The organism is Rhizobium sp. 007, from assembly GCF_015353075.1.
Taxonomy (GTDB): domain Bacteria; phylum Pseudomonadota; class Alphaproteobacteria; order Rhizobiales; family Rhizobiaceae; genus Rhizobium.
In genome coordinates this window covers 2,902,111-2,927,082 of record NZ_CP064187.1, presented here as the reverse complement: position 1 = coordinate 2,927,082, position 24,972 = coordinate 2,902,111, and the positions used below count along the sequence as shown (strand labels likewise).

Annotated in this window: 20 protein-coding genes and 2 pseudogenes; 4 read left to right on the top strand and 18 right to left on the bottom strand. The window is 61.9% G+C overall.

The features are described from left to right. Positions 1-12: 12 nt before the first annotated feature. The 6 genes from ISN39_RS14470 to ISN39_RS14445 form a co-directional block, all read right to left on the bottom strand. Positions 13-588 carry an invasion associated locus B family protein gene (locus ISN39_RS14470; protein WP_194727987.1) on the bottom strand — a complete coding sequence of 192 codons (576 nt, stop codon included), beginning with the start codon at positions 586-588 and terminating at the stop codon, positions 13-15. A gap of 7 nt (positions 589-595) precedes the next feature. Beyond that, the gene (locus ISN39_RS14465) at positions 596-5,347 is read right to left on the bottom strand and encodes a YadA-like family protein (protein ID WP_194727986.1); all 4,752 of its coding nucleotides are present in this window, start codon (positions 5,345-5,347) and stop codon (positions 596-598) included. Further along, entirely contained in the window at positions 5,344-5,733 is a 390-nt protein-coding gene (locus tag ISN39_RS14460; RefSeq protein WP_246763222.1) for a hypothetical protein, read from the bottom strand. Before ISN39_RS14460 ends, ISN39_RS14465 begins: the two co-directional genes overlap by 4 nt. A gap of 408 nt (positions 5,734-6,141) precedes the next feature. Next, positions 6,142-7,053, bottom strand: coding sequence for an AraC family transcriptional regulator (locus ISN39_RS14455; protein ID WP_246763221.1), 912 nt, complete (start codon positions 7,051-7,053; stop codon positions 6,142-6,144). 749 nt (positions 7,054-7,802) lie between these two features. Beyond that, positions 7,803-8,336 carry an EAL domain-containing protein gene (locus tag ISN39_RS14450; protein ID WP_194727985.1) on the bottom strand — a complete coding sequence of 178 codons (534 nt, stop codon included), beginning with the start codon at positions 8,334-8,336 and terminating at the stop codon, positions 7,803-7,805. A 299-nt stretch (positions 8,337-8,635) separates the two neighbouring features. Continuing rightward, positions 8,636-9,835, bottom strand: coding sequence for an MHYT domain-containing protein (locus ISN39_RS14445; protein ID WP_194727984.1), 1,200 nt, complete (start codon positions 9,833-9,835; stop codon positions 8,636-8,638). 444 nt (positions 9,836-10,279) lie between these two features. Between ISN39_RS14445 and ISN39_RS14440 the strand changes: the two are divergent. Continuing rightward, positions 10,280-11,613: pseudogene (locus ISN39_RS14440) on the top strand (IS701 family transposase). Between the two features lie 101 nt (positions 11,614-11,714). Here ISN39_RS14440 and ISN39_RS14435 read toward each other — a convergent pair. From ISN39_RS14435 to ISN39_RS14425, 4 genes are all read right to left on the bottom strand, one after another. Further along, complete coding sequence (locus tag ISN39_RS14435) at positions 11,715-12,389, bottom strand: restriction endonuclease (protein WP_246763220.1); 675 nt, start codon at positions 12,387-12,389, stop codon at positions 11,715-11,717. A gap of 230 nt (positions 12,390-12,619) precedes the next feature. Further along, positions 12,620-13,051, bottom strand: a complete 432-nt coding sequence (locus tag ISN39_RS37640) for a nucleotidyl transferase AbiEii/AbiGii toxin family protein (RefSeq protein WP_281438314.1) — start codon at positions 13,049-13,051, stop codon at positions 12,620-12,622. Continuing rightward, the gene (locus ISN39_RS14430; RefSeq protein WP_281438288.1) at positions 12,942-13,658 is read right to left on the bottom strand and encodes a nucleotidyl transferase AbiEii/AbiGii toxin family protein; all 717 of its coding nucleotides are present in this window, start codon (positions 13,656-13,658) and stop codon (positions 12,942-12,944) included. Before ISN39_RS14430 ends, ISN39_RS37640 begins: the two co-directional genes overlap by 110 nt. Then, the gene (locus tag ISN39_RS14425) at positions 13,651-14,244 is read right to left on the bottom strand and encodes a DUF6088 family protein (RefSeq protein WP_194727983.1); all 594 of its coding nucleotides are present in this window, start codon (positions 14,242-14,244) and stop codon (positions 13,651-13,653) included. The genes ISN39_RS14430 and ISN39_RS14425 overlap by 8 nt, the downstream gene beginning before the upstream one ends. Before the next feature lie 553 nt (positions 14,245-14,797). Between ISN39_RS14425 and ISN39_RS14420 the strand changes: the two are divergent. After that, positions 14,798-15,588, top strand: a pseudogene (locus ISN39_RS14420) (transposase); the annotation flags it as partial. Positions 15,589-15,602: 14 nt separating this feature from the next. Continuing rightward, on the top strand, positions 15,603-15,992 hold the full coding sequence (locus tag ISN39_RS14415; protein ID WP_194727982.1) for a DUF4189 domain-containing protein: 390 nt from the start codon (positions 15,603-15,605) through the stop codon (positions 15,990-15,992). Positions 15,993-16,114: 122 nt separating this feature from the next. Here ISN39_RS14415 and ISN39_RS14410 read toward each other — a convergent pair whose 3' ends face one another. Then, on the bottom strand, positions 16,115-16,585 hold the full coding sequence (locus tag ISN39_RS14410; protein ID WP_246763219.1) for a hypothetical protein: 471 nt from the start codon (positions 16,583-16,585) through the stop codon (positions 16,115-16,117). A gap of 89 nt (positions 16,586-16,674) precedes the next feature. Between ISN39_RS14410 and ISN39_RS14405 the strand changes: the two genes are divergently transcribed. After that, entirely contained in the window at positions 16,675-17,106 is a 432-nt protein-coding gene (locus ISN39_RS14405; RefSeq protein ID WP_210388698.1) for a helix-turn-helix domain-containing protein, read from the top strand. A 246-nt stretch (positions 17,107-17,352) separates the two neighbouring features. Here the strand turns inward: ISN39_RS14405 and ISN39_RS14400 are convergent, their stop codons facing one another. From ISN39_RS14400 to ISN39_RS14370, 7 genes are all read right to left on the bottom strand, one after another. Then, complete coding sequence (locus tag ISN39_RS14400) at positions 17,353-17,502, bottom strand: hypothetical protein (protein ID WP_194727980.1); 150 nt, start codon at positions 17,500-17,502, stop codon at positions 17,353-17,355. Further along, a complete protein-coding gene (locus tag ISN39_RS37890; RefSeq protein WP_348651959.1) occupies positions 17,499-17,888 on the bottom strand; it encodes a hypothetical protein in 390 nt (129 codons plus the stop codon). Before ISN39_RS37890 ends, ISN39_RS14400 begins: the two co-directional genes overlap by 4 nt. Positions 17,889-17,957: 69 nt before the next feature. After that, entirely contained in the window at positions 17,958-20,423 is a 2,466-nt protein-coding gene (locus tag ISN39_RS14390) for an arsenate reductase (azurin) large subunit (RefSeq protein WP_194727979.1), read from the bottom strand. A gap of 13 nt (positions 20,424-20,436) precedes the next feature. Then, positions 20,437-20,964 (bottom strand): arsenate reductase (azurin) small subunit, encoded by a 528-nt coding sequence (locus ISN39_RS14385; RefSeq protein WP_194727978.1) that lies wholly within the window; start codon positions 20,962-20,964, stop codon positions 20,437-20,439. A 141-nt stretch (positions 20,965-21,105) separates the two neighbouring features. Next, the gene (aioR, locus tag ISN39_RS14380) at positions 21,106-22,431 is read right to left on the bottom strand and encodes an arsenic response regulator transcription factor AioR (protein WP_194727977.1); all 1,326 of its coding nucleotides are present in this window, start codon (positions 22,429-22,431) and stop codon (positions 21,106-21,108) included. Beyond that, positions 22,421-23,890 (bottom strand): ATP-binding protein, encoded by a 1,470-nt coding sequence (locus ISN39_RS14375; protein ID WP_194727976.1) that lies wholly within the window; start codon positions 23,888-23,890, stop codon positions 22,421-22,423. Before ISN39_RS14375 ends, aioR begins: the two co-directional genes overlap by 11 nt. Beyond that, positions 23,887-24,675 (bottom strand): PhnD/SsuA/transferrin family substrate-binding protein, encoded by a 789-nt coding sequence (locus tag ISN39_RS14370; RefSeq protein ID WP_246763339.1) that lies wholly within the window; start codon positions 24,673-24,675, stop codon positions 23,887-23,889. The genes ISN39_RS14375 and ISN39_RS14370 overlap by 4 nt, the downstream gene beginning before the upstream one ends. Positions 24,676-24,972 lie beyond the last annotated feature (297 nt).

Genomic DNA, 24,972 nt, shown 5'->3' with positions numbered 1-24,972 from the left:
GAAATGTCTCCGTTAATTGATCGCCTCAACGGCTTTGGAAAGGCCCCTGAGGGTTGCGGTTACGCTGACGGTTCTCCCGTCTCTTATCGAATAGGACACCGTCGATGCCGAGTTCTTCGAGATCTGCTCGCGCATAATGGGGCCGACCGGCAGCATTCCGATGCAGACCGCCTGATTGCATCCGTCGAGCTGGACGTTTACCGGCTCTTTCCGACCCTCGAATTTCAGCGAGACAAGGCCGTCGCTCTTGGCGACCGGTGCGGTCCGCAAGATCATGTAGGGCTTGCCCTCCGGCGTGGCGGCAAGTGACCAACTGAATGCGAGCTGTCCTGCCTGGTTTTCAATCGTCTGAGTGACGTTGCAGACCCTTTGGCGGGCTTTCAGATTTTCGTCGCAGATCAGCGTCCAATTCTCGAACGGTCTGATCATTCTCTGGTATTGGCCGAGAGTTACGTCACCAGGGACCGCGACCTCGGGCGGCCTGATTCGATAACCTGAGGAAGCTGCCTCCTGTCCGGCCGCCTGTGGGCCGGACAGGAAAAGGCATGCAATGAAAACCGAGGAGCCAGAACCCGCTCTCTTCAACATGCCGGCCTCAGTTCAAGGTGAAGCTGAGACCCGCACCCACACCGACATCACCGTCGGCGACCGTGCCGGAAAGGTTGGCTCGAACGCGTCCGTCTTCGCTGGTGTAGCCGGCACCGAAGGCAAGCGCGCCTTCGCCCTTCCAGAAACCGCCGCCCATCGCCACGCTCAGCTTGCCTGGGCGATCGTCATAGCGGAGGGAAGCTGCTGCAAGTCCAATTGCGGCCGCCGCCCTGGCCTCCGAGCGGATGTTGCCCATCTCCCGGTTCAACTGGCCGAACTTCTGGTCGGTATAACTGTTGGCCGATTCAATGGCATAATTCACGCGATTGTCGGTGTAGGACTTTGCCTCGGTGAAGCTCTGGTTCAATTGAGCGACATTGACCGCATCGGTGTTGGCAACGCCCCTGCCGACATTCGAGATGACGACCGGTGCATTTACGTCACCGCCCTGCAGGGTGATGCTGTTCTTCTTGCTGCCATCCGGGTTGACGTCATAGAAAACCGCACTGTCGTTGATATTGCCAATGCCGCCTTGCAAATCCTCGATTGCCGTATTGGTCGCGTGGAGCTGGGAACCATTGATGGCGTCGGTGCTATCGGCGGAAATGCGCCCGGCCGCAACGTTTGTCACGGTCCTTTCCGCGCCATCGGCGCCAACACTGACGGTCCCGACGGGCGCGGTTCCCGCAAAGTCGTACCGGGTGCCCCGAATTGTGGTCCCTGACGTACCGACGGCCGCCTCCGTCACGGAACCCGAACCGAGGGCGACATCGTTGGCATTGTTTGCCTGTGCTCCTTCACCGAGAGCGACGGCGCCTTGACCGGCGGCGGTTGCGCCGTGGCCGGCAGCCAGGCTGTCCGTGCCGCTGGCTACGCTTTGCGGGCCGATCGCGACGCTATCCGTGCCGGTCGCGGAGGAATCGGCCAACGTGGAATTGGCATGGAAGTATTTGATGCCGCCGCCATTGATCTGATTGGTGAGATTGGTAAGGCTCGCATCCACGGCGGTGAACCCGTCGTAGACGGTCGTATAGCTGCCGCCCTGAATATTGTAGGTCGGTCCGGTGATGGTGCCGTCCGGGTTGAGGACCGATCCGCCGCCAAACTGGTTGGTGATCTGGGTGCCGAGGCCTTTCAACTGGCTGACATTCACGCCATCCGTATCGGCCGAACCGGCTGCAAGATTCGTCAGCTTGCGTTCCGAGCCGGCCGAGCCGAAGGACACCTCGCCGGCCGAGTTCTGCAAGGCGGCAAGGCCAAAGCCGGCGTAGTTCGCCTGCGCGCCTACCGTGGTGATCGATTGCGCACCGAGGGCGACGCTGTTGATGTGGTTGCTCGTCGCGCCCGCACCGAGCGCAACGGACTGAACGCCCGCCGCCGTCGAATTCGTGCCAAGCGCGATACCGTCGGCCAACATGACATGCGCGTTCTGACCGATCGCCGTTCCGCCAGGCGCTACCTGGTCGACGATCGCGCCATTGCCGATGCCGATGCCGTTATCACCGTTGACCACTGTCGTCGGACCGACGGCAATCGATTCGGCCCCCACAGCGAGCGAATCGCCAGCAGTCGAATTGGCATGGAAATACATGCTCGGCGTGGCTGCAACCGAGGCGATGGCGCCCTGGAGCTGGCGAATGGTTACCGCGTCCTGGGCGTTCGTGCCGTCCGCGACATTGGTGATCTGCCGGTACGAGGTCGCCGTGCCCACCGAGACCGCGCCAAGCAGCGTCTTGTCGGTCGTGTTGTATTCGATGAAGTTGGTCGGGCCGGCCGCGATCTGGCCGGTGGCGGGCGCGAGCGCCCGGTCGGAGATCGATCCAGAGCCGAGCGCTATCCCGCCATCGATCGTCGCCTGGCTGTCCCGGCCCAACGCGAGCGAATTGTCCGCAATGGCGGCGGCGTCATATCCGACCGCGGTGGAGCCGATGCCTTGAGCGGAGGAATCGCTGACAGGAAGCGTCCTGTCATTGGTGCGCACATACCGGATGCCGTCACCATTTGCGTCGGTGAAGATTGTCGACGTGTCGCCGGCGATGTTGTTGATCGTAGTACCGATATCGCCAATGGTATTGCCGAGATTGGCGATGTCGGTGGTGTTCTGGGTGACCTGCTGATTGGTCGCGAAGAGCTGCGATCCATTCACCGCGTCAGTCGAGCTGCCCGAGAGCTGCCCTGCCGCGACGTTCTGGATCTGGCGCTCGGCACCCAGCGCACCGACCGAGAACGCGCCGGCCGGCGTCGCGCCGGCAAAGGTGTAGGCCGTGCTGCCGATCGTCGCCCCGCCGACGGCCGTCGTCGTGCCCGACACCGAATTGAGGCCGATGGCGACGTCGCCGGCATTGTTGGCAACCGCATTCGGCCCGATCGCTACCGAGTCGGTCCCCAGCGCCTGCGAATCCGGCAGGGCCGAATTGGCGTGGAAGTACTTGATGCCGCCGCCAGTGTTGATGTTGTTGACGGTGGTGGCGAGGCTGTCGACCGCCTGGTTGGTGGCGAAGAGCTGCGAGCCGTTGATCGCGTCGGTCGAGCCGCCGTTAATCCGGCCTGCCGCGACATTGGTGATGGTACGCTCGGCACCCGCTGCGCCGACGCTCACTGTGGAGGCCGGCGTCGCCGTGCCGGCGAAGGTATAGACCGTGCCGTTGATCGTGGTGTTCGCCGTGCCCACCGCCGCTGCCGTGACCGAGCCCGAACCCAATGCCACATCGTCGGCATTGTTGGCGACGGCGGCGTCACCGAAGGCGACCGCGCCTGCAGCGCCCGCACGACTGAAATTGCCGAGCGCGACCGAGCCCTGGCCGATCGCGACGTTGTTGTTGCCGATCGCGACCGCGCCATTGGCGGCATTGGCTGCCGTGGCGCTCGCCGTGCCGTCGGCATTGGCGATGTTGTTCGCGCCGCCGGTAAAGGCGCCGGTGCCGCTGGCATAGCTCGGGTCGCCGATCGAGACCGCGCCGTCGCCATAAGCGACGTTGCCGGCGCCGATGGCGACAGCCTTGCCGCCGAGGGCGTTCGCGCCGGTGCCGATGGCGACGGAGTCGGCGGTCTCCGCCGCCGCGCTTGTGCCCATCGCAATGGCGTCGGACCCGCCCGCAAAGGAATTGTACCCCAGCGCAGTCGCGTTCGTTTCGGTAGCCAACGCGTTCGAGCCGATGGCGGTGGCGCGCACTCCCAAAGCCATTGCGACGTGGCCGATTGCGGTGGTGTCGGTCTGGGTTGCTCTCACTTCTGTGCCGACGGCGATGGAGTCCAAGCCAAGGGCGCCCGCGTTGCCCAAAGGATTGCGCGAGCCGAGATAGATGGAGTTTACCCCGGACGCGATCGCGTTCGTTCCGGCGGAGATCGCATTCTGGGCGCTCGCGTTCGCGGTGTCGCCGATGGCCAGCGCGCTCTGCCCGCTCGTTGAAGCGCTAACTCCCAGCGCGGTTGCGCGTGCGGCGGTCGCAAGGGCGTTGTTGCCGACCGCTATGGTGCCGACCTGCGTGGCCTGGGCTCCCGACCCCGCCGCGACCGAGCCGAAACCGCTCGACACGGACTGATTGCCCAGGGCGAGCGAGAAATCTGCCGAGGCATTGGCCACGGGACCGAACGCTGACGAGCTAATCCCTGCAGCGTTGGACGAGAAGCCGACGGCGGCAGATTCGGTGCCGGCGGCGTTGGCAACACGGCCACCGGCAAACGAACGGGCGCCACTGGCCGTGGCGTTGCCCACCGCAGCGGAATTCGCTCCCGAAGCAACGCTGAAGGTGCCCACGGCGACCGAACCGGCTCCAGTGGCCTGGGTAGCGGCGCCGAGCGCGACAGCGTTGGTGTTGTTCGCGACCGAGCCGGACCCCAGCGCCATCGAGGCGGCGCCTGAAGCCGCCGCATTCACGCCGAGAGCCACCGCGCTTCCTGCAGTCGCCCGGCTCTGGCGCCCCACCGCAATGGCGTCGACCTGAGACGCCAGGACGTCCGTGCCGAGGGCGATGGCGCTCTCTTGAAGGGCGCCCATTCCCGCAACAGTGCGGTTGCCAAGATTGATGGCGTTGACCGCGGTCGCGTTCGCCTGGAAGCCGATCGCGATTGCATTCTGATTGCTTGCGACGGCGGAATTACCTTGGGCAATCGCATCCAGCCCGGACGCTGTTGCCCCAAACCCGAGCGCGGTGGCGCGCAGCCCGGTCGCCCGGGTAACATAGCCGATCGCCGTCGAGTTCACTCCGTCGGCACGCGCGTTGAGGCCAAAGGCGGCCGCGCCTGCGCGTGCAACCGAGTTGACGCCAATGGCGCTTGCTCCGTCCGCAGTGGCTTGGGCGTTTCCGCCTACGGCGAGTGCGTTGACGCCGGTCGCGCCCGCGAAGACACCTATGCCTATGGCATTGAGGCCATTGACACCCATCGAATAGCCGATGGCGATCGAAGCGTTGCCTGTTGCGCTGTTAGAGGTGCCCAACGCCACGCTGTTCGCGCCATTCGCTTGGGTACCGTTACCGACGGCGACGGCGTTGGCGGCTGACGCGGTTCCGCCGCCGGCAGCATATTGTGCATGGGCGGGCGTCGCGAGGCCGATCGCGATCGCCGCCAGTCCGCCGCCGGCGCCCAATGTTCCAAGTCCCAGACCCTTGCGCCGAAAGCCAAGAACACGATGGGCCATGCGAAGGACTGCCATCAGCCGCCGACGACGTGACCGGTCGCCGCTTTCACCGGCCATACGATCGTTGGCGAAACCGAACCGGAACATGCGCTGAGTATGCCCTTCAATGCGTTCAATCATTGTGCATTTCCCTCGTTGCTGCCCAGGCGCGCCGATGCCGCGGAGCTCGCCTTGGCCGTTGAAAAGATTTCTGGATCTGACCTCTCGTCTTGCAGGGTACGCCCCATCTTCACCCCTTTGCTCTCGATCAGCTCGCGGGCACTTTCCACCCCTGCCTGAGTAGGCGCTGGCACTGAATACAGTGCAGCGTCAGCCCGGTCCGGCGGCAGCTTGATCAACACAAGAGCGCGGCAGACCTCGAAATGGAGGGATGGGTCCTGATTGGTATAAGCCGGTGTGGTCAGCCCAAACACGAAACAAGCAAAGAAATAGTCAATCTCCGCCTCGCTTATCTGACCGCCATATTGGCGCTGCAGAGCACTCCAGGCCGCTTCGACCCTTGGCACAAAGACTTCAGTCTCCGGAAACTGAATGTCCCCGGACGCCCCGATACACCGTTTCGACTGAATGCCAGAAAGCTCCACAGCGCACCAAATGATTGTGTTGTCGCGAGGATAGCCACAGTCGATGGCGCACGTATTTTGCGAAATTCCGGTTTCTTTTTAGAAAGATCCGGTCTGAACTCGCCTTTCAGTAAGTGCGGCCATTCCGTCGTAAAAGCTCAGAAAAGACACTCCCGTCGCGACAAAACGCAATATCGACCGGCGTCGATTTCTAGTAAAAATGAAAGGGTCGGTGGGATCAGCCAAGTATATTTGCGTGAGGCCCGAACTCGTGGCTTCGGCTTGATGCTTCTCCCTGGAAAAACGCGACCGGATTCATTCACGAGATCAAGACGTCGCGGCGACAGGACATCACCGTTGCTGCCTTACCTGTCTGGGCGTCCTGTTTCTATGTTTCGACATGGTCACCGTCAGATGGCTCTGGTCTGAAAATCCGCTCAGATGGGCGATCTCGGCGATTGACAGTACGTTCTCGACGAGGAGTTTTTCAGCGAAATTGAGGCGCAGTCGAAGAACATATTTGTGCGGAGGCTCGCCGAAGGTGCTCGTAAAGGCCTGGATGAAATGGCGTGGAGAAAGGCCTGAGACCGCCGCAAGCTCGGCCACTGTGATCTTGCTGGAAAACCTTGACTCCAACAGCTCGCGAACACGCACGGTACTGCGGTTCGACAGGCCGCCCCCTCTCTTTCGGCCCGACGGCAATTTGTCCAAGCCTGTATAATTTCGGACGATATGCACACCAAAAATGGTGATTAGCGATTCTATATAGATCTTGTTTGGAACTTCGCGTGCCAGTTCCGCCTTCAACATCTCCGCGAGATGCAGCGCCCGAAGGTCTATGGCGTCGAGTCGGGGCGGTTGAAGTACCGTATGACCCGCGCCGAACTCATGCGCCGCCAGCTCCAGAAAGCGTTGAGGCGGCACAGTAACGATTACTTTCTCGCAAGTGGAAGACCATGTCACGTTGCGTTCTGTATTTGCAGGAGTAACGGATATCATCCCGACGTCGCCATCGTATTCGTGCACGAGGTGACCGTCAAAAGACACCCTTATTCCAGGCGAAGGTGCGAGCATCACCGTCGCCAAATGTTCCCGAGCCCTGAGCGCATGTGATCCGGGTGGCCGAACAACATAAGCCGCAGCACCTTGGTCCGTGATAACGCACAGCCTCTTGCTTTCCGGAATTTCATCGAAGATGTGTGTATTTGCTTTTGGCCATTCGATCGGAGAATGGCGTTCTGCGACTTCACTTCTTCCCAGCATCCCAGGCCTAACCTCAGTATCGTTGATCGGTCGAAACCGTTGGTTCAGCGCACAGGCAGTGACGGTCTGCCTGTGGCATCGGTCGAGGTCTCGATTGCAGAATTCGTAGGTCTCAAAGTCGTGCCGCGCCGCCTATTGGCGACCGAACCGGCCCAAAGCAGCATGGATATTGGAAGTTCCCTCAGTGCTTTATTGGAGTCATAGATATGATGACCGATCGATTGTCGTCATATGACGATGGCCACATCGGGCGATGGATGTATTTCGGAAAATTCCGGATTCTTTCAGAAAAATCCGGCACCACGTGACGTGATAACAGATGTTTCCGATTTGCCACACAAGTTTACGGTGGCCGGCGCCGCTCGACACTGCCCAGAGTGTGTCAGGACAAAAAGAGGCCACTATGGTTACTTTGGCGTTCTTCGTAGATGTCGCGATATCTCCACCATTGTCATTGACAAAGATGTTGTCAGTCATGCTGAACCGCGACTTGCTGGGAGTTTGAGGCGAAGCCGCACTCGGCATCATCTGCTTTCATACACCGTTTGGCAAAAGGGCGGCGATCAGCGCGTGCTTGGGGCATGTTGCGGAGGGTGGCGATGGCGCCGACGGGAGCCGGTCCACCTCCACTTCGAAAACGATTGCTCGTCGATCTCGACATCAAGACATCGCCCTTTACGGAAAAACATCTGGCCCTGCTGCAGGCTACTTCCGGCTGATTGATGTGGCTGCTGTCAACTCACTGCATTTCACCGATTATCCGGTCTTTGCGTGAGCACAGGTCCAGTCCACGACAGGTAGGGGTCAATCGCAATCCGGCACCCTAGATCTCTTGCCTCTGAAAGGGAATTAATCGCCAGCGCAGCGTCGGCAAAGGGCTGAATTCCGGTAAACTTGAGAACAAGCCGCGAGGCCAATTCAGGTCGAGCGGCAATCTGGTCGCGAATATGAGCCCAACTCCCAGGATCGGAAATGTTGTCCCCTGAGAGACTATATCCGAGAACCGACAGAGAATTGGATTCAAGCGCATCCAGGACAAGCTTGAGCATATGCCGGTCCAGGACCGGCGCTTCTCCCAAAGCCTCCAGTGCGGGAACAAACACGGCGTCGGCGTGTTCTATCCCGTCTTGGTCAGTAAGGTGAGGCAAGCACTCGCCGTATAGAACCTGGGCCGGATCATCAATGGCATGTATGCTCTGGACGATGAAGCCGATACGATCTTCCGCAATCGCTTCCTGGACAATGGACACGTGCCGCTCATCGAGCAAATCGAGATCAACCATGCAATCCTCCCGGCGCGAAGGATCTGCCGCGAGATTGCTTTTCATGCCCAAGCGTTGCGTGCTACCGCGGCCCCAGCCGGCGGCTCGTGAAGAATTACGGCTCACATCCTACCCACATATCTTTCCCGGTGGGGATCGTTGAGGATCACCACTCTCAGGAGATTGCGGCGGCAAGCTGTTACTGACAGCCAATACTCGCAAGATGGCCAAGCCAACCGCGGCACGAAGCGTCGGAAATCGCACAGAATGGGGTCCAACCAGCACGAATTGCGTCAGCTATTGTAATCTATGCACTGTAATTATGAATCGCCGCGCCTGGCCAACCCTAGGCGCGCCCTAAGTTCGGCAATTTTGTCGCGGCTTACTGGAACCAGATGCGGCACCTCCCCGTCTAACTCGACCACGGCACCATTGCCTTCCTTGCGGATCAACGAAACGAGGGGAATGGACACGATATGGCTGCGGTGGACGCGCATGAAAGTGGCAGGATCGAGTCGCGCCTCGGCTTGCGAGATTGCCCATGGACACATGCGTTCTCGGCTGCCATCGTGAACGAGTGTATAGTGGGCGTTTGCCTTTATGCTGCGGATCCGTCCGGTCTCGACGAAACGCGTTCCGTCGGCGCCCTCGACAGGCACCCGTGTCACTACGGCGACACCCGGCTGTCCGACAGGGCGCTGCGTTTGTTGTGTCTGCGCGTCGGCGGAACCCAAACCATTCCGGTCAAACGCCGACGCCTCACCATCCATAGTATCGGATTGGCTGGCGGGCGCTGAATTCAGCGAGCGGGACCGTGATTCGGGTACGAGGAGCAGCAGAAAGCCGAAGATAATCAGAAAACACAAAGGCGATACTATTAGGGCTAAAGCCTCCCGGGAGACAGCCAGTCCGTTCGCCGCGTGGTGGACGGGACTTCCCGGAACGAAGCGCATGCCGTACATGGCCGTAAAATGCATGCCGGAGACGGCGACTCCGAACGCCGTGGCGCTTAGCGCCAGCCGCATGCCGCCATGCCGGGCGAGAAAGATACGCAGACCGCCAAAGGCCGCGCACACGGCGATCACGACGGAAGCCACAACCATTGCATGCTGATGCTCGATATGGAAGGTGCCGGCAAGACCATGGATGCCGACATAGTGCATCGATGCGATGCCCAGGCCGAGCAGCAACGCCGAGAGGACCACCCGCGCATTTGAAGGCTCGCCGAGTGAGACGAAGAATAGCGAAATCCCCATGACAAGGGCGCAGATAAGAAAGGATACGACCGTTGGCAGGACAAGATAGGTGGCATCGAGCGGGATTGGCGCTGCCAACATGGCGACGAAATGCATGGTCCAGACGCCGACCGCAAGGAAGAAAGCCGCGCAGGCAAGCAACAGCCTCCGGTCGGCACTGCCGGTGCCCCGCACACGGGCCGTAACCCCGAATCCTGTATATCCCCCCAGGATGGCGATCACCACCGAAAGCGCGACCAGGAGGGGGTCGTGCCCTGCGAACATTCTCCCGCCTGACGGTGCGACGTCTTCCCTTGAATCATCTTAAGGCCATGCACTTTATTTGCAACGATCAATTTGCCGCCGTGAGATGCGCAACGGTCGCTTTGTGGCCGCCGAACGCTGGTGCGGCTGACCGCCGGTGCCACTGCCGCCTATTTCGGCAAATCGCGTAGGGCAGAAGCCGCGAGGAACGGTCCGCATGCTCCACGAGGCCTCTGAACATCATTTAAAGGGGTATAGATATACGGTAGGCTAGGTCATGAAAAATATCGCCAGTGCGACTTCCTGCACTTCGCATCGAAGCCTACCGAGCGTGCTGTTTCCTGTCGGCGGCGATCGGGAGCAAAGTCAGCCCGCCTGCCAGGACCATGATGGCCGCAACTAGCACTACTTTGGCAGATTTTTAAGCGAGCGGGCGATTTTTGGGATTCCCAGGAGAGGGTTTGCGTGATTCATGAGAGGTCGGCTTATGGAGGGCCGATCAATGGACGTGGACTGGCAAACCGATCTCGATCGCTGGCTTGCGCCGTTTGTCGCGGCGCTAGGGCACAAGACGCGGGCGCGGATGTGCCCTCTCTATGTCGCGGGTTTGATTGGTCCAGGAGACCGCAAGAGCGTTCAGCCGATGGCGGCGCGCGCTGGCGAGGTCGGCTACGATCAGCTTCATCATTTCGTCGCTGCCGGAGTTTGGGACAGTGCTCCACTCGAGGCTGCCCTGCTGAAGGAGGCAGATGGCCTGGTTGGCGATGAGGCGGGTTTTCTTGTCATCGATGACACGGCGTTGCCCAAGAAGGGACGTCACTCGGTTGGCGTCGCGCCACAATATGCCTCGTCGCTCGGAAAGACGGCCAATTGCCAGTCGCTGGTCTCGGTACGTTGGCGTCACGCGAAGGTGCCGGTGATGGTGGGCCTGCGGCAATTCCTGCCCGAGAGCTGGACAGATGATCCTGAGCGTATGGCGCGGGCCCGTGTGCCGAAGGATAGACAGACTGCTCTGACAAAGCCGGAGATTGCGATCGAGGAGATCGACCGCGTCATCGCCTCCGGTGCGCGTTTCGGCTGTGTGCTTGCCGATTCAGGGTACGGCTCCAGCGGACCTTTCCGTCAGGCTTTGAGCGAGCGCGGTCTACTGTGGGCAGTGGGTCTGTCGCGACGTCAGAACGTCTATCCCGCCGACGTTGCCCTGATCTTCCCCGTCGCGAAGGCCGGAAAGCCCCGCAAATACCACATCCCTGATCAGCCCCCGGTCTCTGCTGAAACGTTGTTGGCCGGAGGGAAATGGCAAAAGGTCAGCTGGCGGCGGGGCACCAAGGGTCGGCTGACATGTCTCTTCGCGGCCCGCCGTGTCCGTGTTGCGGATGGCCATAAGCACCGGATGCTCGATAACCGCATGCAATGCATGCCTGGCGACGAGGTTTGGCTCGTCGGCGAGTGGCGGTCGACCGGGGAGCAAAAATACTATGTGTCGAACCTGCCAGCCGATGCCACCATCAAGACGCTCGCTGCCACGATCAAGGCCAGATGGGTCTGTGAACAGGCCCACCAGCAGCTCAAGGAGGAGCTTGGGCTCGACCACTTCGAAGGTAGATCCTGGACGGGATTACATCGACATGCGTTGATGACGATGATCGCCTACGCCTTCCTTCAAGCCCGCCGCCTCAAAGCAGCGGGACGGAAAAAAGAGTCTCGGCGCCGCCGCCACAGCCAAGCATGCCGGCCATCAGGCAAGCGATACTCGACCTCTTCGCACGACCTCCACCCCGACGATGTCCTCACTGTGACATGCTCCTTGCCGATATCGCACAGCCTAAAGTGCCAAAGTAGTGCTAGGGGCGTGTCCGCCGAGTCGCACCAATCGTTGAACTGCACCATGGGCCTCTCCTCAGCCCGGGAAGAGGTCGCGAACACGAAGGAAGGGCATGCCGGTTTCGGCTGCCCTGCGCACCTTGCGCTCCAGAACCTGGTTGAGCGGTATCTCTCGGTCGAGCATCTCGTAGAGGTCGAGGCCGTCCATGCAGATGACGCGCTTGCCTCGGCCAAAGGCGACGAGGCCGTCTTCGGAGAAGCCGCTGTTGCTCACGAACAGACCTCGCGTCCAGGCTGCCTTCTGTTCGATCTTGACGTGGAAGGTGTGGAGATCGGCAACGCCGATTGGCTGGCCGTGCCATTTGGCTTCCAGCAGATAGATGTCGCTGCCGAGCTGGAAGCTGCCGCCGATCTGCTCGCCGCGCAGCCGGAACGGCTCCTGGGCGGCAAGGCCGTACGCATCGAATAGACCCTTGAGGAATCCCTCGAAGGCGAAGCCGCGTGCCTGCGCGCTGAGCGAGGAGACTTGCAGCAGCTCGGCTTGATGGCCGCGATCTTCTGACGATCGACAACAGGCGCGGATGCTGGCTTGGCTGGCTTTGGAGCCGCACCGCCGGAGAGACGATCGATCAAGCTTTGATAGCGCGACTGTACATCGATCACCGGGTCCTTTCCGCCGCTGCGGGCGAGGTATTCGGACCGGTGCTCCCAGAGCGCCGCAAGCGTGCGGACGGCAATGGCGTCGTCGCAATTCTGCAGAAAATAGCGCAGCCTCTTCCCCTTGGGGCCGCCGTTTGCCGCGTATTTAGGATCGTCGATATTGACGTTCAGCTCGGAGGCGAAGAAATCCGCGAAGCTCTTGTCGGAAAAGTCGAACACGAAGCCCGGCCCCCGGACGAAGTCAACGAGGTCACCTACAAGACGCAGATCGATGGACCGTATCGAGCTAATGAACTGTCCTCCCCATGGACTGGCATTGATCTATTTATTGATCGCTTCTTGGACTTCCTTGATCCTCGCAAGTATGTCGTCGAAGGTCGGGGGCCGTTCGTCAAACATCATAGGCGCCGTATCCCGATAATCGACGCGAAGATCCTTTATGCGCGCTTCGTCCGGCATCAGCCGCAGGCTGCCCGGCTTGGCGGTGTCGTAGCTCGACCAACCAGAACGAAAGAACGTCGTCTTGTGCTTGGCGACCTGTGCGAGCAGATCGAAATCCGTCGCAGCGGCTTTGCCTCCCTCGGTGTTGAGCAGCATCGCGAGGTCGTAATAGTGCCGCGAGAAATATTGCGGCGTTGGCGACTCAGCCGGACGATGTGCTTCCGCATGGAGCGCTGTGGCCTTTTCCCAGAAGGTACGCCGGGCGGATAGGACGGTAACGCTGGTGTCGGGGGGCCTCGAAGAAGTCTGGATAGTCGTCGGCCGCATAAGGGCGGACGACCTTCTCTTCGGTTGGCCAGGGGTCGCCGCGCGCGCCGAGTTCGAGCTTCACGCGCGGCGTGATGTAGGCCATGCCCTCGTATTCCGTTGCAGGCAGTGCCGTCGGATAGTGAAAGTTGACTGTCTGGGCATCTGTCGCGTCGATCTCGAGCGACCATTCACCGTTGGTCGGCTCTCCGAGCTGTTCGACGATGGCGGTGCGGAGCGCCGGGAGAAGTCTCTCGGCGATGTGGCGCTCGACGTCGCTCACCAGGTCGTCGATAAGCCGGGCAGCCTGCTTCCTGCTGATCCCCTCCTTCTCGGGATCGCGATCGCCGGTATATCCAAGTTCCGCGCGATCGAACGAAAGGTCGATATCCTCGGAGAAACGGCGGATGGCACCGAACGCTTTGGAAAGCGACGTGCCACCCTTGAAGACCAGGGTGGCGGTGGCTCCCTTCGGTAGACCGAAAAGTCGCTTCAAGGTCCAGCAGACCCAGAAGTCATTTTCGATGATTGTGTCGGCGACGCCACGGCCGGCGCCAGTCTCTCCGAAAAGGGCGGCGCGATCGCCGGCAGGGAGATGGGCGACCTTATCCATCGACTTCGACAGCCACTGCGTTGGCGATCGAGACGAGCGTCGGCCGCATCCACGCAGGGGCCTGAACGGCGGTCGAAGCAAGGATCTTCTTGTCGTTGGGCGAAAGCCGAAGTGCGGCCACCTGCGCAACGTCGGCCGCACGCACGGGGCCGACATGACGAAGAGCCTGAACGACCGTACCGGCGGCACTGCCCGGTGCGATCAGGTGCTTGGGCGAAGCGTGGCGAAGATCGACGACGCGCTTTCCCAGCACGACGCGCCGCGAGGGACCATCGGTTAGATAGGTGCTCCTTGCCGGCACCTGTGTTGTGAGGCCGAGGGCGTTCGCGGCGCGAGCGCCTGAGATCTGAACTTGCGACCCGGTCTCACGCGCCAGCGCATGCGCGACGTCGTCCGGTGTCGGCGAAAGCAATCCGAGCTTCGGGTGGACCTTGGGGAAGTCGTAAAGGCCGCGGGCAAGGCGACGCAGCTTGCCGTTCTTGACCAGCCTGGAAAGCGCCTGATCGACAGCCGCCCGGGTCGCCACGTCCAGGAAGTCGCTGGGCGTGAAAACGCCGCCGCGCCCAGCAACGCGGGCACGCTTCATGATCCGATCGGGAACCGATGTGACTGTCGTTTTCATGCGTCAGAAAATAAGCCATCTTTTTCTGACATTCAAGGGGTGAGCTGAGCGCGGCTCGGGAGCACTGAGCGAAAGTTTGAAAAGGTGATCGCCGCTGTTTGGTGTAGCGGGTCAACCGATCGCAGTAGCTTCTAAACGGCACCCATTTCCCGAGGCGTTGATTCGAAGTTCTCCCTCGATCAGGGCTGTCGCGATGATTAACGGCTGAACACCTTATGCGATTTGATCTGATGAGAAGCTGACGTTGGCAAGTAGGGCAAAGGTTTACCGTGCCGTCAAACAAACACTTCCCATTGTGCCTGGCTATAGAGACGCGCAGCAGCTTCCGCACATCTGCTAATACATCTACTCTTTTTTCGCCGCATCCATCGCAGGCCCATGTCGATAGTGGCTCCATTGCCGCCCCTCCCAGTCCAATTAATGGATTGCTTAGATCCTGCAGCTCGAAATGTAATGGCCCCATAAATCACCGGACACGATCTCCCACTTATTAAGTGAGCGAGGTAATGTGCCCATTATGAGCAGTCACAATCCGAAGATAGAAGTTCTTTCCGGCCCGGAGCGCCGGCGTCGCTGGTCGACGGCCGAAAAGCTGGCCATCGTTCAGGAGACGTATGAGCCAGACGTGACGGTTAGCATCGTTGCCCGGCGTCACGGCATACAGCCGAACCAGTTGTTCAATTGGCGCAAGCTTGCAGCTCAGGGGGCATTGACCGCCACCGCGTCGCAGGAAGAGGTCGTTCCGGCTTCCGAGTATCGCGCCCTTCAGAACCAGATCAAGGAACTGCAGCGCCTGCTCGGCAAGAAGACGATGGAAGGCGAAATTCTCAAGGAAGCCCTTGAAATCGCTATCGGCCCAAAAAAACATCTGTTGCGATCGCTGTCCTTGCCGAAGGGCACTTCTCGATGACGGGAGTGTGCGAGACTTTAAGTGTTGCGCGGTCGAATATCGCAGAGCGGGTGAAGCAGCCTTCTTCCAAAGCCCGTGGACGACCGCCACCAGCTGATCGGGGTCTGGTGGAGGAGATCGAAGCGATCATTACCGATATGCCGACCTATGGATATCGCCGTGTTCACGCCATCCTACGCCGCAACGCGTGCAGCGAAGGACGTTAGTGGTCAAACGCCAAACGCGTCTATCGTGTGATGAAGCTGCATGGATTGCTTCTCCAGCGCCATACCGGTGCAATCGATACTCGCCGCCATGACGGACGTGTTGCCGTTGAGCGCTCAAATCTTCGCTGGTGCTCTGACGGCTTCGAAATCGGCTGCGACAACAAAGAGAAGGTGCGCGTTGCCTGGGCAATGCCGCCGATTTGGTGATGCCGCAGCGGGGACCTGCGCACGAAGAGAAGGGCATCTGCGGCGCGATTGCGTTTTCGCCTGTGGACGGCCGGCACGGTTTCTTCTGGGGCGCCGACAAGAGGACGGAAGCGGAAGATGCCGCGCTCAAGCATTGCGTGAATGAGGAAGGTGCGGCTTGCAAGGTGGTCGAAGTGTTCCGCAACCATCGCCATTGGGATGACGACGACGGCACGGGCTTTCCCTACGAGCATTGTGCAGCCCTGTCGCTAGGTGGAACCTCCCGTGCTGGAGCCCCGTTCTGGGGTACCGCTTCGGCGATGACCCGTCGCGAAGCGGAACGGAAGGCCCTGAGCCTCTGTGGCGGTCAGGAAAACCAGTGCGAGATCCGTGAATGGGTCTGCACCTGAGGCAGACGAAACACCGCGCATGCTTCCCGACTCAGTGCTTAAATCCTGTACGTTCTCGGCGGGCCAATCCAGTGCGCACCAATGAAGATATGCTCGCCCCCGGGGGCGATTCGATGAGGCCATTACTCGGCAATGGCCCCAATTCGCTTCTTGTTGGACATCGACCCCACGTCGGTGACGACAAGCTTGTCGTCCGAGCGCGAAATCGCGAGGCTTTGGCTAGGTTCGCCCAATTTCCCCGGCACGGATATCGTCGCTGATTGTCCCTCGGCGAGAGTGGCCGAGAAACGCACCGGAACTCCGGCCTCTCCCTCCGCAATCGTTGCAACCACTCGATCGCCGTCATTTTCGTCGGTGTAGTAGAAGACGCCATGAAAACCGCCGACATGGATACTTTCCCCCGCCATGGGGGGCAGCTCATCGGCATGCAACGGAGACGCGGCCAGGCCGAATGCCGCCAGGCCACCGATGAAGTTGATCATCGTGAGGCTCCGTTTGGACGATCTCGGGTGGCCGGTGGTGACATGATGACCCGATTGCGCGCGCCGACGGTTAAGTTCTGGATGGGGGGCGCCAAGTTTGATCTTGTTCATGGAAGTCACTTCTTTCTTTGTGCTGGATTACATCTTGAAAGGATGTTACTATCATTTAGATACTAAGTCACTATCAAAATGATATGAACATGAAGAATCTTCCCGACACCTCTTGCCCGATTGCCCGCAGCCTCACCTGCGTCGGCGACGCGTGGAGCATGTTGATCCTTCGCGACGCGAGCATGGGCCTCACCCGCTTCGACGAATTCCGGAAAAGTCTGGGCATCGCCCCCACCATTCTGACCCGACGGCTGGCGACGCTGACGGAGGAGGGACTTCTGGAAAAGCGGCGCTACTCGGAGCGGCCTCCGCGCGATGAGTACGTGCTGACCGCCGCCGGACGCGATTTCTTGCCGGTGCTTGTCTTACTGGGTGCGTGGGGACGCCAGTACCGTGGCGAAGGCAGGTTGGCGCGATACGTCGACGCGGAGACAGGAGAAGAAATTGAGCCGGTAGCCGTGGATGCCGTCACAGGGGCAAAGATCGGCACTCGCCCAATTCGCGTTGCAACACCCGAATAGCCGGCCTGCGCCGGCAGTCGCCACTATACCTGGAAGCCCGCCGACCCATCAATGGATCGGAAGGCAGACAATGACGTTCAGGACTGCGAAGACGAGGTAGATCTCCCGCCAGCCGAGGTGTTCGTGCAGCGTAGACGTCAGGGGCCTAAGAAAACGGTCGATGCGAAACCTGCGATCAGCGTCAGGTGCGTGATGCTACGCTGCGCCTTGCTGCCGCCGACCTGGACTATGGCGGCGAATGCCGTGCTATAGAGGACGAAGCTCGATGCGATTTCCATCGCGACAAGCGACGTCCCGAACAATATCGCGTTCGACGATGCAGCCGCGCAGACCAGCGAGATGGCGGCGGCCAGAGCGCGCCCAGATCAGGCGCGCGGGAGGCTTCTTGTCGGTCATTCTGCAGGTTCCATGTCGTTCTGTTTCACTGCGGGCGTCGTGCAGCCGCAGCCAGATCTGCCTACCGCCTTCGCTTCGGCGTCGGCGACGCAGCAGGCGTCGGCCTCGGCAGGGGAGGGACCACCGCAACAGCCGCCGGACGCGGCTTCGGCCAGCGCCGGGTTCGTGGCAGTGCAAACGCCGCTCTCCGGAAGGACGAGATGCACCTCGCGGGCGGCCTTGGCGTCACCGGCCAGACGAGGCGCATTTCGGCCGGAGATGACTACAGCATCGAAGCTTTCAGGAGCCGGCGCATCCGTAGAAATTTCGACCGCCACCCGCGGTTCGGAGGGAGGGAGAGGCGGAGCATGGCCCGCCGTGACACGGCGCGCCACCCGAGCGTCCAACGGCCGCCTCCTTGGAAATCGGCAGCGGGGACTGGGAGGGCGGCGCGGCGGCCCGCCCTCCGCCATGTCTCAGGCCGAACGATATTCCTTCGGCTTGAAGGAGAGGTGGGCGACGTTGCGCGGTGCGTCGGCGATCTTGCGGATGTCGCCCCAGGTCTGCTTGTAGTTTGGGAGAATCAACTCGTTCGTACCCGCGTTGACGACGTTGCCCTGGACGCCCGTCGGATACCCGAAGAGCATGAACGTCTCGGCCCGGCGCGCAGTCGGCGTCGGGTAGGCCATCGCCTGCGTCGCGCCGGCGTCGTTGTAGACTTCGACGAGATCGCCCTGCTTGATGCCTGCTTCAGCCATGTCCTCCGGGTTCATCTCGATGAACGGATAGGGCCAGCGATCCATCACGAAGTCGTTCTCCTGGTCGAGGTAGGCCGACTGCCAGACGATGTTGGCACGGCCGTTGTTGATCAGGAACTTGTGCTTGTCCTTCTGTGCCTGCTTGCCGGGAGCCTGGAGGCCGCGCCACTCGGACGCCATGAACTTGGCCTTCTTGTCGTCGGTGCCGAACTGCGCGTCTTCGTAGAGGCGCTTCGTCCCCACCAGCTTGCCGTTCTCATATCCGACCGCCGGTTCCTGGACGCCGTTGTTCCCGGCCTCGCGTAGCCGCTCGTAGGTCACGAACTCGCCACCCTTGGCGACCTTGTGGTAGCCGTCCATGAAGGCGTCCTCCTCGGTCTTCCAGTCGAAGCCCTTGAACTTGTCGGCGTAGGCCGTGTCGTTCGTTTCGCGGAGGACGCGCTCCATATTGTTGGCGAGCCGCGCGGCGATCAGGCAGTCGGGCATCGCCTGTCCGGGCGGATCCATGTAGCGCTCCGTCAGCCTCATGCGGCGCTCGCCGTTCATGGACGTCAGGTTCATCTCGCCCGACGTCGCCGCCGGAAGAACGACGTGGCAGGCCTGTCCGATCTTGGTCGGGATGATGTCGATGTTGACCGCGAACAGGCCGCCCTTGTCGATGGCGTCGACGATCGCCTTGACCATCGCGTCCCGGTCGCCATACGGCGCGGCGCTCATGGCATCCTTCACGATGTCGGTCCGCTTCTTGTAGACCTTCTTGAACTCGTGCGCGTTGAGCGTGGTCTTGTAGTGGTCGCAGCCCCAGATATGGTGGACCGCTCCCTGGCCGCCGATCAGGAGCTGGTCGACATAGGCGGCGGGCTTCCCGACATGGGCGTCGGACGGCCGCGCGTAGCCTTCCTGATGGCCGCCGAGGCGGACGCAGCCGCCACCAGGGCGGCCGATATTGCCCGTCGCAAGCGCGACGTTAACGAGGGCCGCGTTGGTGCGGTAGTTGTCGTTGCCCCAGATGAGACCCTTCTCGTAGGGAAGCATCGTGCGACGGCGCTTGCCTTCGGCCTTCGGCTCCGCGATCCACTGCGCGGCCTTCTCGATGTCGGCGGCGGGAACGCCGCAGATCTTGGAGGCTTCCTCCAGGGTCGTCTTGTTCGCCTTGACGGCGTCGTCGAAGCCCGTCGTGCTCGCGTCGATGAAGGCCTTGTCAATCCATCCCTTCTCGACCACGTGCGTGAAGATCGCATTGAACAAGGCCAGGTCCGTGCCGGAATTGATGGCGAGATGGAGGACGTTGTCGGCACCGGCTTCGGCCTCGGCGGCGTTTATGGTCACCGTCCTGCGGGGATCGACGAACACGACCCTCGTCGCAGGATGCTCCTCGCCGGGCAACTGCTCGTTCTTCTTGTCGGCCGTCGCTCCGCGAAGGTTCGGGATCCAGTGGTTCAGGAAGTAGTTGGTCTGCGTCTCCAGAGGATTCGCTCCGACGCAGAAGATGGTGTCTGCGAGCTCGGCGTCCTCGTAGCAGTTGTTCAGCTCGCCGACCCCCATGTCTCTCGTCGCATGGACCTCGGAATTGTAGGCGGGGCGGTTGTGGATGCGGATGTTCTTGACCTTCATGGCCTCGAAGTAGAGCTTGCCGGTCCCCCACGTGTTCTCGTAGCCGCCGCCGGCGCCGCCGTGGTCGTAGGCGGAAACGAACAGCGCGTCCTCGCCCTTGTTCTTGACGATGGTCGCCGTCACGCGGGCGACGAGGTCGAGGGCGTCTTCCCAGCTCGTGGGCTGCATCTGCCCGTAGCGCCATACCAGCGGATCGGTGAGCCGCTGCTGCTGCGTGTTGCGGGCCTCGGAATAGCTCATCTCCGCCATGCGGGCGCCGCGAACGGACCCAAGGCCGGAGTTCACGACGCATTCGTGATCCGGCTTGATGACGACATGCACGTCCTTGCCGTCCTGCTTGACCACATTGTACATGGAGGGCGAGTACCAGGCGTCGGTTTCCGCCTGCTGCTGCTGTGACAGATCGACGCCGAACACGTTGCGGTCGGGCGCGCTGCCGCCCTGCTTGTTCATCGGCCAGGTGTATGCGTGATAGCCGCAGCCGACGATGCAGAAGTGGCACGTGACGTTGTGCGTCTTCGCATCGGCGGGAATGATCGGCAGGCGGTCGATGTGACGTTTGAATGCCATGGTGATGTCCCCCTTAGAGCACGTTTGACAGACGGCCGTAGAGCAGCTCGTCGAGGCCTTCGGCAAAGATGTCGCCGTTGTCGGCGATCCTCAGCACGTACTGCGGCAGATTCTGCGTGGACTGGCCCCAGATCTCCTGCCCGCCCTTCTCGGCGTCGAACACGGAATAGTGTCCTGGGCAGTTGAAGGTCCTCTCGTCGGCGGAGTAGTTCAGCGGGAAGCCCTTGTGGGGACAGATCGTCGAGAAGCCGACAATGTCTCCGTCCGGGCCGGCGCCGCCTTCGACAGCCACGCCGAGCTTGAGGAGCACGCCCGCCGCGTCCTCGTCAGGGTAGGCGACGTCCAGCGGCTCGTTCACCTTCAGATCGGAGAGGTTGGCAAGGCGGTTGGAGGGGTACTCGACGCCGGCGGAGGGAATCGCGGCCCGTGCCTGCGGAGCGACGGGCGCCACGACCGCCACCGTTGCCCCGGCCGCGGCCAGCGCGCCTCCGCGAAGAAACTGGCGTCGGCCAAGGTCCACCAAAGTTCGACAGCGTGACATGTGATCCTCCCTCGATTGGATGTCCGTGACGAAGGATCTGCAATCGTCGTGCCAACGCTGTTCGGCGCTGGCTGTCAAGGGAAGTATCGGAAAGGTGGACACGCCGCGTCCGGAGAAGCGAACGGCAGCGGTCGGCCGCGTTTAGGTTTCCGAACGTCCGCCGCCCTCGATGCCGAAGCGGGCCATCTTTTCCCAGAGCGTCGTCCGCGACACGCCGAGCTCGCGGGCCGCCTGCGAAATCTGGCCGCCGGTGGCGCTCAGGGCGCGCAGGATCTGTCGCCGTTCCGCGGCGTCGCGGGCGTCGGACAGCGTTCCGACCTGCGCGGGAGGCGAGGGCGCCTTGTCCGGAAAGAGGTCGGCAGGCATGAGCAGCGGGTTCTCCGACAATGCCGCCGCCCGTTCTAGTCTGTTGCGCAGCTCGCGCGCGTTGCCCGGCCAGGGGTGCTCCAGCATGGCGTCCTCGGCCAGAACGCCAATCCCCCGAACCGGAGTCTCCCTGACCTGCATGATCTCCTCGAGGAAACGCTGGGCCAGCCACAGGATGTCCTCGGGCCGGTCCCGGAGCGGCGGCAGGCTGACGGGAAGCGCGGAGAGCCTGAAGTACAGGTCCTTCCGGAACGTGCTTGCTTCGGATCCGATGTCGTGATGCGTGGCGCAGACGATGCGGGCCTTGAAGGGGATGGGCGTCTCGCTACCAAGTCTGTGGAACCGGCCGTCCTCCATCAGGCGGAGCAGCTTGACCTGCAGCGGCGGGGGCATGTCGCCGATCTCGTCAAGAAAAAGGATGCCGTCGCCGGCCCGCTCGGCGTACCCCCGGTGAAGCTGGTGCGCGCCCGTGAAGGCTCCCTTCTCGTGTCCGAAGAGCTCGCTTTCCAGGAGCTCGGCCGGAATCGCGGCGCAGTTGACCGCCATGAACGGAGAGCCTGCGCGCCCCGAAGCCTGATGCAGGAAGCGTGCGCTGACCTCCTTGCCGGTTCCCGTCTCCCCCTGGATGAGAACGGGCAGCGGGTGGGAGGCGTAGCGGCGCAGGATCATCTCCGCGTCGCGCATCGCGCGGGAAATGCCGAGCCCGCCTTCGACGGCACCCGCCGGGCGCGCGCGCAGGCTCGTAGAAATCCGATCGAGAAGGGCGGACATCTCGAAGGGCTTCGTGATGAAGTCCACCGCGCCGCTGCGCATCAGGCGGACGGCCTGGTCGATGTCGCCATATCCCGACATGAACAGGAAGGGCGTCGCGGACTCGCGGCTGCTCTGGCGGAACACGTCCTCGCCGTTCATGTCAGGTAGCCGGATGTCACATATGACGAGATCAAACGCGCCATCCGCGCGCGAAAGCTGCCTTAGCGCCTGCTCGCCCTTCGTCCACCATTCGACACGGTGTCCTTCGAGCGTCAGCCTCTGTAGGAGGGATTCGCCCATGATCGGGTCGTCCTCCAGGATGGCGATCCTTCCAATGTCATGCTGCATCGCTGACGTCCTCCCTAGTAGCCGTCAAAACCGGCAGGCGCACTATGACCATGGTCGCCGCTCCATCCCCGCCACGCACTTCGATCCGGCCGGACGCGTCGTCGACCAGCTTGCGCACCATCCACAGTCCAAGACCCCCCGCTGCTCGGCTTGCGGTCAGCGGGTCTGGCGAGGTCAGGACGGCGGTGGCGGCCTGCGTCAGCCCCGCACCGGAATCGGAGACCGATAAAACCAGCGTGGTTCCGGCGTCCTCCAGCGTCACCTGCACGCTGATCGTCCCGCCTTCTCCCGCCGCGGCGCTCGCGTTGAGGACGAGGTTCAGCAGGGCCTGGCGGACGGACGATCCCGGCAGTGCAGCGACGGAGAATTCGCCGGAACAGCTACTCCAGTTCAGAGACTGGCTTCGGCTCGAAACGGCCGGACCGGCGAGCAGGCGCACGTCCTCGAGGTCTTGAACGACAAGAGGCCGGTCGGAGCGGTCCGGCCTGTAGGTCGCGAGCGCGGCCTGCACGACGTCGCGGATGCCGCCGAGACCTCTCTCGAGAAGCGACAGGCTGATCTCCCGTACCGAGGCGTCGGCTCCATGACGCTTCAAGGTGTCGATGGAGTTGAAGAGGCCGCCCAGCGGATTGTTGATCTCGTGCGCCATGCTCGAGGCGAGGCGGCCGAGGCTTGCGAGCTTCTCCTCCTCGGCCAGCCGGTTCGTCAGAGCGCTCCGCTCCCGCTCGGCCTCGACCAGCGTGTTGAATCCATGGAAGAGATCGGCGAACTCGCCGCTCCGGCTTGGAAATTCCTCGACGGCGATCGCGTGAGGCGTGCCCGCGGCGCCGGAGCGCATGTGCTCCGCTAGCGTCGTGACTGGCTTGACCATGCGCCTTGCGAGCACGTAACCGATCGCGGCGAAGATCGCCGCAAGCGCTGCATTCGTGGCAAGCAGCGTGTGAAGGATGTCTCGGCGCTCGGCGATCAGGTGCGATATGTCGAATGAGGCATGGATCGCGCCGACCGTCTTACCCTGGTAGATCAGAGGGCGGACGCCGAAGCCAGTATGTGCGTCCCAGTCGATCGCCATTTCATCCGGGCGGTTCCTGGCGGAGTACTCGGAAGGGAGATCGGAAAGGACGGGGATGGCCTGCGGATCGCTCGAGGCGAGCACCCTCCCATCGCGGCCGGTGACGACCGTCTCGATCGGCGAAACCGACTTGAACACCACGCGCGTCCGGTCGAGGACGTCGTACGTTTCCCACACGTCCTGACGTAGCACCGGTGGAATAAGGGCCGTGGACAGACCGTCGAAATAGGTGCCGAAGACGCTTTCCAGGTGCTGCTGCTGCATTTCGTTCAGCCTGTTCAGCACCCGCTCGGAGATGATGACGCTCACGACGATCATCAGCGTCGCCACCATCACCGGAGCGCGAATGGTCAGAGGAGTCCGTTTCAAGCGCTCGATGACATTCATCCGAGCCTCCGCACGATATCCATGCTCGCGGCGATGCTGTCGAAGGTGCTTGGCGGAGCGCGTGTGAAGCCGTCGAGTTCGAGCTTCTTGAGGACCGACCTGCCCAGTTCGCTCCCCGTCATCGTCAGCAGGGCGTTCTGGATGGCAAGGAAGGACTTAAATCCCAGCGTCCGCGCGGGCGCGGCCACCGGAGGGAAGCCGTTCCATTTCGACTTCACCAGCACCTTCGTCCTTGTCACAAGCTCCGGTTCGGTCTCCCGCATGACCTCCCAGACATATCCGTCCACGCTCCCGGAATCTGCCAGCCCCGATGCGACCGCTCGGATGACGTTGCGGTGCCCGTAGGTGAAGAACGACTTGCGGAAGAAGCGCTCTTCCGACACCTGCCTTTCGGCAAGGTAGGTCTTGGTGACCAGGTATCCTGAGTTGGAATCGGGATCGGAAAAGGCATGGATGTCGCCCCGGCAGTCGTCGAACGTCGACGCCGCCCGGTCGGAGCCGATGATCAGGTAGGACTGGTAGAGAGGGCTGCCGCGCCAGACCGGCGTGGCGACAAGCTCGAGTTCGTCCCGGAACTTCATGTAGGGATAGCCGCAGATCCAGGCGGCATCGAGATTTCCCGAGACCAGCAGCGCCGTAACCTCCTGGTAGGTCCGCTGGGTGACGAGCTGGACTTCGCGTCTGGTGGCGGCCGCCAGATACGCTTGAAGTTCGTCGAGAACTTCGAGGTCGTTCGACAGGAAGACGGGGGTGAGGCCGAAGCGGATCGAGCCCTCGCGTGCCATAGCGATCGATTCAACGCCGCGTGCTCCCGTCGCCGCGAAGGTGGTCGCCGCGGCCGCGATGTTTCGCATGAAGGTCCGCCGGGTGCAGCCGGCGCGCCGACAGTGATCCTCCTCGGAACCCGGTGCCATCCCTTCCTCCCGGCGGCCCTTCCTCCCAAGCGGGCCGTCCAGACAGTTTAGACGCCTACTGCGGGATTCCAACTGAAAAAGCGCAGATCAAGTGCATACTCAGATAGATAACGACAGCTGCAAGCTGCGCGGCGCCCAGGGCAACGCAGAGCCAGAACGGAACCAGCT